The sequence below is a fragment of the Streptomyces nigra genome (assembly GCF_003074055.1).
GTDB lineage: Bacteria > Actinomycetota > Actinomycetes > Streptomycetales > Streptomycetaceae > Streptomyces > Streptomyces nigra.
On the sequence record NZ_CP029043.1, the window covers coordinates 5,216,869 to 5,230,202 of the forward strand.

A 13,334-nucleotide genomic window follows, 5' to 3' on the forward strand; every position below is an offset into this window, starting at 1 on the left:
CCGCCTGAACCGGGGCCGGGCGTCCGGCCGTGTGCGGCCCTTGCCCTGACGTCGGCGTCAAGGACTACGTTCGACCGCATGCGAATCGGCGAGCTGGCCGCACGGGCCGGGACCACGACGCGCACCCTGCGCTACTACGAGTCACGCGGGCTGCTGCCCGCGCGGCGCGGCCCCAACGGGCACCGGGTGTACGACGAGGGCGACCTGCGGTTGCTGCGGCAGATCAGGACGCTGCAGGACGTCGGGTTCGACCTGGAGGAGACCCGGCCGTTCGTGGAGTGCCTGCGGGCCGGCCATGCGGAGGGCGACACCTGTCCGGCCTCGCTCGCGGTGTACCGGCGCAAGCTGGACGAGCTCGACGCGCTGATCGGCGAGCTGCGGGCCGTCCGCGAGCAGATCGGGCTGCGGCTGGCGCTGGCCGGGAGCGAACCACCGTTGTGCGAACTGGGAGGGCGGGAGCTGTGATCAAGGCGGCGGGCGTGACCGAGGTGACGGACGCGGACTTCGCGGCGGAGGTGATCGGGGCGGAACTGCCGGTGCTGGTGGAGTTCACCGCCGACTGGTGCCCGCCGTGCCGGCAGATGGGGCCGGTGCTGGGCGCGCTGGCCGCGGAGGAGGGGGAGCGGCTGAAGGTCGTCCAGCTCGACGTGGACACCAATCCGCTGACGGCCAACGCCTACAAGGTGCTGTCCATGCCGACCTTCCTCGTCTTCCGTGACGGCGAGCCGGTGAAGGCGATGGTCGGGGCGCGGGCCAAGCGTCGGCTGCTGGAGGAGCTGGCAGACGTGCTCTGAGCACCGCGCCACACGCAACGAGAAATCCCCCGGGCAATTGCGCCCGGGGGATTTCTTTGCGTATATTCAATGGTTCGCGACTTCGAATAGGGAAGGCGCGGAGAAGTTCAGTGAGCACAGTATATCCGGGCGGGAGCGGAATTGTCAAACACCGAATTCCAAGACGGTGAATTGCGACGCGAGCAGGAATTCATCGACGGCCTGTACGCACGCGTCGACGCCCTGCGCGGCGACACCGAGGCCGGAGTCACGGACGCGCTCGCCCAGGGCGACAAGCCCATGCAGGCCCGTCTGGAGCGGGACATCCTCGTCGCCGAACGCTCGGGGCTGCTCGCCGCGCTGAACGCGGTCGACGGCTCCCTGTGCTTCGGCCGGATCGACCTCTCCTCGGGCGGCGCCCACCACATCGGCCGGATCGGTCTGCGCGCCGACGACACCGAACGCACCCCGATCCTCATCGACTGGCGGGCCGACGTCGCCCGCCCCTTCTACCTGGCCACCGGCCACACCCCGATGGGGCTGCGCCGCCGGCGGCACATCACCACCGAGGGGCGGACGGTCACCGCCCTGCACGACGAGATCCTGGACCTCGGCGACCGGGAGCGCACCGGCCACGAGGACCCCAGCGGCGACGCCGTGCTCCTCGCGGCGCTCGACGCCGCCCGCACCGGCCGGATGCACGACATCGTGCAGACCATCCAGGCCGAGCAGGACGAGATCATCCGGGCACCGCACCGCGGCGTCCTCGTCGTCGAGGGCGGCCCCGGCACCGGCAAGACCGCCGTCGCCCTGCACCGCGCCGCCTACCTCCTCTACGAGCACCGCGAGCTGCTCGCCAAGCGGGCCGTCCTCATCGTCGGCCCCAACCCCGCCTTCCTCGGCTACATCGGCGAGGTGCTGCCCTCCCTCGGCGAGACCGGCGTCCTGCTGGCCACGGTCGGCGAACTCTTCCCCGGCGTGAAGGCCACCGCGACCGACACCCGCGAGGCGGCCGCCGTGAAGGGCCGCGCCGACATGGCCGACGTCCTCGCCGAGGTCGTCCGGGACTGGCAGGCGCTGCCCGACCCGGTCATCGCCATCGAGCACGACCGCGAGGTCCTCATGCTCGACGACGGACTGGTCAAGGTCGCCCGCGAGAAGACCCGCGCCGCCCGGCTGCCGCACAACGCGGCCCGGGAGCACTTCGAGGGGCACATCCTCAACACCCTCACCGAGCTGTACGCCGAGCGGGTCGGCACCGACCCCTTCGACGGCACCAGCCTCCTCGACCCCAGCGACATCACCCAGATCCGCGACGAGATCGCCGAGAACCCCGAGGTGTGGGCGGCCATCGACCAGCTGTGGCCCCGGCTCACCCCGCAGCGCCTGGTCGCCGACTTCCTCGCCGACCCCGTCGGCTACCTCCCCGACGAGGACGCCGCCGCGATCCGGCGGCCCGTCACCCGGGCGTGGACGGTTGCGGACGTACCGCTGCTCGACGAGGCCGCCGAACTGCTCGGCGAGGACGACCGGCTCGCCCGGGTCCGCGCCGAGCGTGAGCGCGAGACGCAGATCGCCTACGCGCAGGGCGTGCTGGACGTGTCGTACGCGTCCCGGACCTACGAGTTCGACGACAAGGACGAGGAGGACAGCGAGGTCCTCTCCGCCCACGACATCATCGACGCCGAGCGGTTCGCCGAGCGGCAGGAGGAGGACGACCACCGCAGCGCCGCCGAGCGCGCGGCGGCCGACCGGACCTGGGCGTTCGGGCACATCATCGTCGACGAGGCGCAGGAGCTGTCGCCGATGGCCTGGCGCCTGCTCATGCGGCGCGTCCCCACCCGGTCGATGACCCTCGTCGGCGACCCGGCGCAGACCGCCGAGGCGGCCGGCGTCGGCTCCTGGGAGAAGATCCTCCAGCCGTATGTCGAGGACCGCTGGGAGCACACCCGGCTCGGCGTCAACTACCGCACGCCCGCCGAGATCATGGAGCTGGCGGCGGCCGTCGTCCGGGCGGAGGACCCGGACTTCGAACCGCCGAGTTCCGTACGGTCGACGGGAGAGCGGCCCTGGGTGCGGGCCACCGACGATCTGCCTGAGGCCGTGGCCTCGGCGGTGAAGGAGCTGACCCCTGCGGAGGGGCGGCTCGCGGTCATCGCGCCGCGGCATCTGCACCGGCGGCTGGCCGCCCGGCTGGACGGGGTGACGGCGGGGGAGCAGCCCGATCTCACGCGTACGGTCGTGCTCCTCGACCCCCGTCAGGCCAAGGGCCTGGAGTTCGACTCGGTGCTGGTGGTCGAGCCGGGGCTGTACGGCACGAGCGACTTGTACGTGGCCCTGACGCGTGCGACGCAACGCCTGGGTGTCCTCCACACGGGCCGCCTCCCCAAGGCCCTGGCCGAGAACTGACCTCCTTCGCCCCCGCCGCCCCTACCCGTCCCATCCTTCTGGGGCTCCACCCCAGACCCCGCTCCTCAAACGCCGGAGGGGCTGAATTCAGCCCCTCCGGCGTTCGAGGACGAGGCCCGTCCAGGGCCGAAGCGGGGGCCCGGGGGCGGCAGCCCCCGGGGACGGGAAGGGGCGGCGGGGGCGAGGAGACCTAGGCCGGGCGGAGCCAGACCGTGGCCAGGGGCGGCAGCGTCAGGCGGATGCTGGCCGGGTGGGCGTGCCAGGTCTGCGGCTCGGGCTTCACCGGGTCGGGATTGACCACGTCACCGCCCCCGTACCGCGCCGCATCCGTGTTCACCACCTCATGCCACGCCGGCACCTCCTCCGGCACCCCCAGCCGATACTCCTCCCGCACGACCGGCGACATGTTCGACACCGCCAGCAACGGCACCCCCTCCGCGTCGTACCGCAGAAACGCGAACACGTTGTCATCGGCGGCGTCCCCGACCACCCACCGGAACCCGGACGGATCGGTGTCGCGCTGCCACAGCGCCGGCGTATGCCGGTACACCGTGTTCAGGTCCCGCACCAGATCCCGCACCCCCCGATGGTCCGCCTCCGCCCCGTACGCCGGATCCAGCAGCCACCAGTCCGGCCCGTGCGCCTCCGACCACTCGGCGCCCTGCGCGAACTCCTGGCCCATGAAGAGGAGTTGCTTCCCCGGGTGCGCCCACATGAAGCCCAGGTAGGCCCGCAGATTGGCCCGCTGCTGCCACCAGTCACCCGGCATCTTCGACACCAGCGACCGCTTGCCGTGCACCACCTCGTCGTGCGAGATCGGCAGGACGTAGTTCTCGCTGTACGCGTACACCATCGAGAACGTCATCTCGTCGTGGTGGTACCTGCGGTGCACCGGCTCCTTCGTCATGTACTGCAGCGAGTCGTGCATCCAGCCCATGTTCCACTTCAGCCCGAACCCCAGCCCGCCGAAGCCGCCGGGACCGGTCACATGCGTCGGCCGGGTCACCCCGTCCCACGCCGTCGACTCCTCCGCGATCGTCACGATCCCCGGGTTGCGCCGGTAGACGGTCGCGTTCATCTCCTGCAGGAACGCCACCGCGTCCAGGTTCTCCCGGCCCCCGTGCTCGTTCGGCACCCACTGGCCCGGCTCACGTGAATAGTCCAGGTAGAGCATCGAGGCGACGGCGTCCACCCGCAGCCCGTCGATGTGGAACTCCTCGCACCAGTACACCGCGTTGGCGACCAGGAAGTTGCGCACCTCGCGCCGTCCGAAGTCGAACTCCAGCGTGCCCCAGTCGGGGTGCGCGGAGCGCAGCGGGTCCTCGTGCTCGTACAGCGGACGTCCGTCGAACTCGGCCAGAGCCCAGTCGTCGCGCGGGAAGTGCGCCGGCACCCAGTCCATCAGCACCCCGATCCCGGCCTGGTGCAGCCGGTCCACGAGGTACTTGAAGTCGTCGGGGGTGCCGAGCCGGGCCGTCGGCGCGTAGAACCCGGTGACCTGGTAGCCCCACGAGCCCCCGAAGGGATGCTCGGCGACCGGCATCAGCTCCACATGGGTGAAGCCCAGGTCCTTGACGTAGGCGGGCAGCTGCTCGGCGAGCCGGCGGTACGTCAGCCCCGGGCGCCATGACGCCAGATGTACCTCGTACACCGAGAACGGCGCCTCGTGCGGGGCCGGAGTCCCGCGCCGCTCCAGCCAGGCCGCGTCGCCCCACTCGTACTGCGAGGCGTACACGATGGACGACGTGTTCGGCGGGGCCTCCGTGCGCCGGGCCATCGGGTCCGCGCGCAGCGTCTTCGAACCGTCGGGCCGGGTGATCTCGAACTTGTAGAGCTCGCCCTCCCCGATGCCGGGCACGAACAGCTCCCACACGCCCGTGCCGCCGAGCGAGCGCAGCGGGTAGCCGGTGCCGTCCCAGTAGTTGAAGGTGCCGGCGAGCGAGACGCCGCGCGCGTTCGGCGCCCACACGGTGAAGCGGGTGCCGGTCACGCCCTGGTGCGTCATCGGCTGGGCGCCGAGGGCCCGCCACAGCTCCTCGTGCCGGCCCTCACCGATCAGATGCAGGTCCAGGTCGCCCAGCGCCGGGAGGAAGCGGTACGCGTCCTCGGTCTCCTGCACCGTCCCCTCGTACGCCACGAGAAGCCGGTAGTCCTGCGGTACGTCCCGCAGCGGGAGCAGCCCGGTGAAGAACCCGTCGCCGTCGTCGTGCAGCTCCCCCCGTACGGCACCGGCGACGACCGTCACCGACAGGGCGAACGGCCGGAAGGCGCGGAAGGCGACCCCGCCGGGGACCGGGTGCGCGCCGAGCACGGAGTGCGGCTCGTGGTGGGTGCCGGACAGCAGCCGGTCGCGGTCGGCGGCGTCCAGGGCGGCGGAGTCCGCGACCGTCACGGGCGCCGCAGGCTGCTGCTCGCCGCCGCCCTTGCCCTCGTTCGCCTGCTGGGCGGGGATCTTCTTCTGAGCGGCCTGCTGGGCGGGGATGCGCCGGGCCCCGGCCTTCTTCGCGCCCGTGCCCGCGCCCGCGGACGGCGGCACGGAGCCCTCGCCCGTGGAACCCTTCGCGGCGGCGGCCTTGGCGGGCGTCCGCGCGGTGGCCTGCTTGGCGACGGTCTTCCTCGCGGGGGACTGCTTGACGGCGGCCTTCTTCGCCACCGCCTTCTTGGCGGTGGCGGTCGTGGTCGCGGCCTTCTTGGCGGTCGTCTTCTTCGCCACGGCCTTCTTCGTCGTCGCGGCCTTCTTGGCAGCCGTCTTCTCGGTCGGTGCCGCCTTCTTCGCAGCCGCCTTCTTCGCGACCACCGTCTTCTCGACGGCCTTCTTCGCAGCCGCCGCGGCCGGGGCCTTCTTCGCCGTCCCCTTCTTCGCGGCCCCCTTCCGCATGGACGCCACGGCCTTCTCCACGGCCTGCGCGGACCTGGCCGTCCCGGCCTGCGCGGCCTTCTTCGACGGCGCCTTCTTGGCCGCCGCCTTCTTCGCCGGCGTCTTCGTCTCGGCCGTCGTGGACTCGACCGGCGTCTGCGGGGCCGGCTCGCTGGGGGGAGTGGTGCGGGGGGTCACGGGCGGGGCCTCCTCGGCGAAGGGGGGAACACGGGGGTGGAGGGGGGTGCGGGCGGGGCGTCGGTGGCGAGCCGGCGTATCGCCGTCATCGGCACCGGCAGCCAGTCCGGCCGGTGCCGGGCCTCGTACACGACCTCGTAGATCGCCTTGTCCGTCTCGTACGCCCGCAGCAGCACCGGATCGGTCCGCGGGTCCGCGCCGCCGGCCTCGGCGTAGCCGGTGCAGTAGGCGGCCCGGCAGGCCTCGGCCCAGCCGGGGGCCGGATGCTCGGCGGAGTGGGCGGCGTAGTCGAAGCTGCGCAGCATGCCGGCCACGTCCCGCACCGGCGGTTGCGGCATCCGCCGTTCCGCGAGCGGCTTCGACGGCTCGCCCTCGAAGTCGATCAGCCACCACTGCCCGGAGGGCGAGCGCAGGCACTGCCCGAGGTGCAGATCGCCGTGGACGCGCTGGGCCGTCCAGGTGGAGCCCTCGGCGGCGAGTTCGGCCAGCGCGTCGAAGGCCGAGCGCAGGGCGGGCGCGTACGGCCGTAACGCGGGCACCGCCTGGGCGGCCGCGTCGAGCCGTTCGAGCATGCCCTCGACCTGTTGCCGCACCTGCGTGTGCCCGAGCGTGACGGTCGGCAGGGCGCGGGCCAGCGCCGTGTGCACCTCGGCGGTCGCGCGCCCCAGCGCCCGCGCCGCCGCCGCGAAGTCCTCGCCCTTGGCGAGCCCGCGCAGCGCCAGGTCCCAGCCGTCCGCCGCGCCCTGCACGAACGGCTGGAGCACGCCCAGCACATACGGCTCACCCGACAGCTCCGCCCGCATCCACGCCGTCGGCGCGGGCACCCGGTCGCAGCCCTCGCGGGCCAGCGCCAGAGGCAGCTCCAGGTCGGGGTTGACGCCGGGCACGACCCGGCGCAGCAGCTTCAGGATGAACGTATCGCCGTATACGACAGAGGAGTTGGACTGCTCCGAGGTGATCAGGCGGGGCACCAGGCCCGACCGGATCTCGCCGCCGGTGTCCCGTTCGAAGCGCAGGGCGCCGATACGGGCCCCGGTGCGCAGGGCCTCCAGGAGCAGTTCGCAGGGGCGGGGGTCGTACAGCGCGTCGTACACGGTGCGTCCCGCGAGCGGGCCCTCGGTGACATGCCCGATCAGCGCGGGTGCCAGGCGGGGCGGCAGGGCCTCGCGCTCTCCCACGAGCAACTGGTAGCAGTCGGCGGGCTGTTCGGGTGCGCCCCGCGCGGGTGTGAGCGGCTGATGGGCGCGCACCAGCAGGTGGTACAGGCCCCGGGTGCCGCCGGGCGGCAGCAGGGCGGTCGCCGCGACCATCGAGAAGCCCGTGACCGGACGCCCCTTGCCGGCGAACCAGCGCTGTCGCGGCAGCCAGTCCCTGAGCAGGGGCTCCAGTGACGCGAGGAGGCCGGGCGGGGTGGAGAGGGAGCTGCGGGTGACGGCTTCCGACATGACGTCGCGTCCTTTCCCCGGGCGGTCGGGGTGATACTTCTGCGTGCCCCCGGCGGGGCGGTGGAAACCGCCCCGCCGGGCTCTCCGGCGGCGTCCTTGCGCAGCCGGAACCAGTAGAAGCCGTGGCCCCCGAGCGTCAGCAAGTACGGGAGCTCACCGATGGCCGGGAATCGCACCCCGCCGAACAGCTCGACCGGATGGCGGCCGGTGAACGGGCTGAGATCGAGTTCCGTCGGCTGCGCGAACCGCGAGAAGTTGTTCACGCAGAGCACGAGGTCGTCCTCGTACTCCCGCAGGAACGCGATCACCGCCGGGTTCGTCGACTGGAGTTCGGTGTAGGAGCCGAGTCCGAAGGCGGGGTTCTGCTTGCGGATCTCGATCATGCGCCGGGTCCAGTGCAGCAGGGACGACGGCGAGGACATCGACGCCTCGACGTTCGTGACCTGGTAGCCGTAGACCGGGTCCATGATCGTCGGCAGGAACAGCCGCCCGGGGTCGCTCGACGAGAAGCCGGCGTTGCGGTCCGGCGTCCACTGCATCGGGGTGCGGACGGCGTCCCGGTCGCCGAGCCAGATGTTGTCGCCCATGCCGATCTCGTCGCCGTAGTACAGGATCGGCGAGCCCGGCAGGGACAGCAGCAGCGCGGTGAACAGTTCGATCTGGTTGCGGTCGTTGTCGAGGAGCGGTGCCAGACGCCGGCGGATGCCGATGTTGGCGCGCATGCGGGGGTCCTTGGCGTATTCCGCCCACATGTAGTCGCGCTCTTCGTCGGTGACCATCTCCAGGGTCAGCTCGTCGTGGTTGCGCAGGAAGATGCCCCACTGGCAGCCGGACGGGATCGCCGGGGTCTTCGCCAGGATCTCGGAGACGGGGTAGCGGGACTCGCGGCGCACGGCCATGAAGATGCGGGGCATGACCGGGAAGTGGAAGGCCATGTGGCATTCGTCGCCGCCGGAGGCGTAGTCGCCGAAGTAGTCGACGACGTCCTCGGGCCACTGGTTCGCCTCCGCCAGCAGCACCGTGTCCGGGTATTGCGCGTCGATCTCCTTGCGCACCCGCTTCAGGAACTCGTGGGTCGCGGGAAGGTTCTCGCAGTTGGTGCCCTCTTCGGCGTAGAGGTAGGGGACGGCGTCGAGGCGGAAGCCGTCGATGCCGAGGTCGAGCCAGAACTTCAGGGCGGAGAGGATCTCCTCCTGCACGGCCGGGTTCTCGTAGTTGAGGTCGGGCTGGTGGGAGAAGAAGCGGTGGAAGTAGTACTGCTTGCGGACCGGGTCGAAGGTCCAGTTGGACGCTTCGGTGTCGACGAAGATGATGCGGGCGTCGGGGTAGGCCTTGTCGTCCTCGGCCCACATGTAGTAGTCGCCGTAGGGGCCTTCGGGGTCCTTGCGGGACTCCTGGAACCACGGGTGCTGATCACTCGTGTGGTTCATGACGAAGTCGATGATGACCCGCATCCCGCGCTGATGGGCCGCGTCCACGAACTCCACGAAGTCCGCGAGGTCGCCGAACTCGGGGAGCACGGAGGTGTAGTCGGAGACGTCGTAGCCGCCGTCGCGCAGCGGGGACTTGAAGAAGGGCGGCAGCCACAGGCAGTCGACACCGAGCCATTGCAGGTAGTCGAGCTTGGCGGTCAGGCCCTTGAGGTCGCCCACGCCGTCGCCGTTGCTGTCCTGGAAGGAGCGGACCAGGACCTCGTAGAAGACGGCGCGTTTGAACCAGTCGGGGTCACGGTCGTTGGCAGGGGTGTCCTCGAAGGTGTCCGGGACGGGCTCGTTGACGATCATGTGGCGGGTGACCCTCCGATCTGCGGGGTGGACGGTCGCAGAGCCTCGCCGCGCGCATCCCGGGGACGCCCCCCGAGCTCCTGTCCGACGACGAGCACATGCGCGCCGCCGGGCAGCAGACGCACATAGTTCGCTCTGCCCCAGTGATAGGTCTCGCCGGTGAGCTCGTCGCGCACCGGCACCGACTCGTGCCAGTTCAGGCCGAGTTGCGGCATGTCCAACGAGACCGTCGCCTCCTGGGTGTGGTGGGGGTCGAGGTTGGCGACCACCAGAACAGTGTTCGAGCCGCTGCGCTTCGAGTAGACGAGCACCTCCTCCTTGTCCGCGTGGTGGAAGTGCAGGTCGCGGAGCTGTCGCAGCGCCGGGTTCTCCCGCCGGATCATGTTGAGCCGGGTGATGAGGGGGGTGATGGTGCGGCCCTCGCGTTCGGCGGTCTCCCAGTCGCGTTGGCGCAGCTGGTACTTCTCGCTGTTCAGGTACTCCTCGCTGCCTTCGCGCAGGGGGGTGTTCTCGCACAGTTCATAGCCGCTGTAGACGCCCCAGGTGGGGGAGAGGGTGGCGGCCAGGACGGCGCGGACCTCGAAGGCGGGGCGGTGCCCGTGCTGGAGGTAGGCGTGGAGGATGTCGGGGGTGTTGACGAAGAAGTTGGGCCGCATGTAGGCGGCGGCCTCCCCGGACAGCTCGGTCAGATACTCCGTCAGCTCCTGCTTGCCGGTCCGCCAGGTGAAGTACGTGTACGACTGCTGGAAGCCGATCTGCGCCAGGGTGTGCATCATCGCCGGACGGGTGAACGCCTCCGCCAGGAAGATGACATCGGGGTCGGTGCGGTTGATGTCGGCGATGACCCGCTGCCAGAACACGACCGGCTTGGTGTGCGGATTGTCCACGCGGAAGATCCGCACCCCGTGGCCCATCCAGTGCCGCAGGATCCGCAGGGTCTCCGCGACCAGCCCGTCCATGTCCGCGTCGAACGCGATCGGGTAGATGTCCTGGTACTTCTTCGGCGGATTCTCCGCATACGCGATCGTGCCGTCGGGGCGGTGGTGGAACCACTCCGGATGCTTCGACACCCACGGATGATCGGGCGAGCACTGCAGCGCGAAGTCCAGCGCGATCTCCAGCCCCAACTCCTGCGCGCGGGCCACGAACCGGTCGAAGTCCTCGATCGTCCCCAGATCCGGGTGGACGGCGTCGTGCCCGCCCTCGGGCGAGCCGATCGCCCACGGCACCCCCACATCGTCCGGACCGGCGGACAGCGTGTTGTCGGGGCCCTTGCGGAACGTCGTCCCGATCGGATGGATCGGCGGCAGATACACGACGTCGAAGCCCATCGCGGCGATCGCCGGGAGCCGGCGCGCCGCCGTCTCGAACGTCCCGTGCGGCCGCTCCGGGGTGCCCTCGGAGCGCGGGAAGAACTCGTACCACGACCCGAACAGCGCCCGCTCCCGCTCCACCAGCAACGGCAACGCCTCCGACGCCGTCACCAGATCCCGCACCGGATACCGGCCGAGGACGTCGTCGATCTCGGGCGTCAGCGCGGCCGACAACCGCCATGCCGCCGGGCGGGTCTCGTCCCGCAGCGCCTCGGCGGCCCGCAGGATCACCGTCCGCCCCGCGCCCTCGGGCACGCCGTCGGCGGCGCGTTCGTGCAGGCGCGCGCCCTCCTCCAGCACCAGCTCGGTGTCGATACCGGCCGGGATCTTGATCTGGGCGTGGTGCCGCCAGGTGGCGACGGGATCGCTCCACGCCTCGACCCGGAAGCTCCAGTCACCGGGCGCGTCCGGCGTCACGAGCGCGCCCCAGCGGTCGGTGCCCGGGGCGAGTTCGCGCATCGGGGTCCAGGGACCCGGGCGGCCCTTCGGATCGGTCAGCACGACGTTGGCGGCCACCGCGTCATGGCCCTCCCGGAACACGGTCGCCGTGACCATGAAGGACTCGCCGGTCACCGCCTTGGCGGGCCTGCGCCCGTGCTGCACGACCGGGCGGACGTCGAGGACCGGTATGCGCCCGATCCCGTCCGCCGCCCCGGCGGCCGGGGCGGGCCGCCGCGGCGCCGGCGGTCCCGGGTCGGCGGTCACGGTGTCACGGGCGGGCGGTGAATCGGCGCGGGCGGGCCGGGCCTGGGTGCGGGGCGTCGGGGGTGAGGACGACTGGTGGTGCTTGGCGGGCATGACCGCTCCTGTCCGCGTCAACGTTGGTGGGCGGATGACTATGGGGAGGTGGGTCCTGCGGTGTGACGGTGTCGCTGTCGGATGCACCCCGTGGGGGTGTGCGCCCGGGAGCGCACGGTGGGGTGTACCGGAGGAGCCTTCCCACCCTATTCGGGTGGGCAATCCGGCACTTTGTTAACTACTCACGCGTACGTCTACGTACAAGACCGGTCCCGTTCCGGACGAACGGGACCGGTCCCCGTGAGGGGCCGTCACCCGTGCGTCACGGCTTCGCAACCCGCAGGAGTTCGTCCGGTGAGCCGGCTCCGCGGCCGGAGATCCTTCCGGAGACGGCCCGCGCCACCAGAGCCTTGGACACCTGTGCGGGCGTCGCCCGCCGATGGTCCGCCAGATAGAGCGCGGCGGCGCCCGCGACGTGCGGCGACGCCATCGACGTACCCGAGTAGGCAGCCTTCGCGGTGTCGCTCGCGTTCGACGCCGAGGTGATCGACACACCGGGGGCGAACAGGTCCAGGGCGGGGCCGTGGTTGGAGAAGCCGGCCCGCCGGTCGGTGCGGTCGGTCGCGCCCACGGTGACGGCCTGGGAGACCCCGGCGGGGGAGTACAGCGCGGCGGGCTGTCCGGCGTTGCCCGCCGCGACCGTGTAGGTGACGCCGGACGCCACGGAGTTGCGTACGGCGGCGTCCAGTTGGCGGTTGCGGGAGCCGCCCAGACTGACGTTGGCGACGGCCGGCTTCTTCGCGTTCCGGGTCACCCAGTCGATGCCCGCGATGACGTCGGCGGTGCTGCCGCCGCCCGTGTCGTCCAGCACCCGGACCGCCACGACCTGCGCCTTCTTGGCGATGCCGTATGTGGTGCCCGCGACGGTGCCGGCGACGTGGGTGCCGTGGCCGTTGCCGTCGGCCGCCGTGCGGTCGTCGTCCACGAAGTCCCAGCCGTAGCGGGCGCGGCCGCCGAAGTCCCGGTGCGAGACGCGGACGCCGGTGTCGATGACGTACACGGTCACACCGGCCCCTGCCGAGCGCGGCCAGCTGTAGCTCCTGCTCAGTGGAAGATTGGCCTGATCGACGCGGTCGAGTCCCCAGGACGGTGGATTCTTCTGCGTGTCCTCCAGTGTCACCCGGGTGTCCTGCGCGACCGAGGCGACCCGGGGGTCGGCCGCGAGCCGCCTGGCCTGTCTCGCGTCGGCGCGGATGGCCCAGCCGTTGAGGACCGTGCCGTACGTATGGCTGATTTCGACCCCGTAGCGCGCGGCGAGGCTCCTTCCGGTCGGCGACAGGGCCGCCGTCCCCTGTCCGAGCGTCACCACGTAACTGCCGCCGACGGCGCCGGGCAGCCCGGCGCCCTGTATCCGCCCCTCCGGTGCGGCGTGCGCGGGCGCGGTGACGACCGAGAGCGCGGCGACACAGGTCACCGCGGTCAGGCCGGCCGCCCAGCGCAGACGCCGTGTGCGCGTCCGTGCCATGGTGTGGCTTCCCCTCCTCGACTCGGCGCACGGCGGCCCTGAAGCACCCGGTGCACCCGGCGTGGGCCGGCGCGCCATCCGTCACCCTCTCCTGATGCGAGAAGCCGCCACAAGGACGCCTACGGGGGTGGAATCGGCCATATCCGCCATGACCGGATGCGTAAAGGTTGCGTCCACTTTCGGACGGACATCAGCCGTACGACGCGCCCCGGGTACGCAAAACGCACGCTGG

At 71.5% G+C, this 13,334-nt stretch carries 7 protein-coding genes and 1 pseudogene; 3 read left to right on the forward strand and 5 right to left on the reverse strand.

Annotated elements, in window-relative coordinates; translation table 11 throughout:
• The first annotated feature begins 78 nt into the window (after nucleotides 1–78).
• The 3 genes from DC008_RS24365 (at nucleotide 79) to DC008_RS24375 (ending at nucleotide 3,182) form a co-directional block, all read left to right on the forward strand.
• Nucleotides 79–465, forward strand: coding sequence for a MerR family transcriptional regulator (locus DC008_RS24365; RefSeq protein ID WP_108708776.1), 387 nt, complete (start codon nucleotides 79–81; stop codon nucleotides 463–465).
• Between the two features lie 14 nt (nucleotides 466–479).
• Nucleotides 480–794, forward strand: coding sequence for a thioredoxin family protein (locus DC008_RS24370; protein WP_108710838.1), 315 nt, complete (start codon nucleotides 480–482; stop codon nucleotides 792–794).
• A gap of 171 nt (nucleotides 795–965) precedes the next feature.
• Nucleotides 966–3,182 (forward strand): HelD family protein, encoded by a 2,217-nt coding sequence (locus tag DC008_RS24375; protein ID WP_235075056.1) that lies wholly within the window; start codon nucleotides 966–968, stop codon nucleotides 3,180–3,182.
• A gap of 190 nt (nucleotides 3,183–3,372) precedes the next feature.
• On the opposite strand, the gene glgB is transcribed toward DC008_RS24375, so the two are convergent.
• The 5 genes and pseudogenes from glgB to DC008_RS24400 all read right to left on the reverse strand — a co-directional run bounded on the left by glgB (nucleotide 3,373) and on the right by DC008_RS24400 (nucleotide 13,102).
• Nucleotides 3,373–6,237: a 1,4-alpha-glucan branching enzyme gene (glgB, locus tag DC008_RS24380; RefSeq protein ID WP_108708778.1), complete on the reverse strand. Its 2,865-nt coding sequence runs from the start codon at nucleotides 6,235–6,237 to the stop codon at nucleotides 3,373–3,375.
• Nucleotides 6,234–7,682 (reverse strand): maltokinase N-terminal cap-like domain-containing protein, encoded by a 1,449-nt coding sequence (locus tag DC008_RS24385; RefSeq protein ID WP_108708779.1) that lies wholly within the window; start codon nucleotides 7,680–7,682, stop codon nucleotides 6,234–6,236. Before DC008_RS24385 ends, glgB begins: the two co-directional genes overlap by 4 nt.
• Before the next feature lie 86 nt (nucleotides 7,683–7,768).
• Nucleotides 7,769–9,466: pseudogene (gene treS / locus DC008_RS24390) on the reverse strand (maltose alpha-D-glucosyltransferase); the annotation flags it as partial.
• A complete protein-coding gene (locus tag DC008_RS24395) occupies nucleotides 9,463–11,637 on the reverse strand; it encodes an alpha-1,4-glucan--maltose-1-phosphate maltosyltransferase (protein WP_108708780.1) in 2,175 nt (724 codons plus the stop codon). The gene DC008_RS24395 and the pseudogene treS, both read right to left, overlap by 4 nt.
• A 262-nt stretch (nucleotides 11,638–11,899) precedes the next feature.
• Entirely contained in the window at nucleotides 11,900–13,102 is a 1,203-nt protein-coding gene (locus tag DC008_RS24400; RefSeq protein ID WP_108708781.1) for a S8 family peptidase, read from the reverse strand.
• Nucleotides 13,103–13,334: the final 232 nt, after the last annotated feature.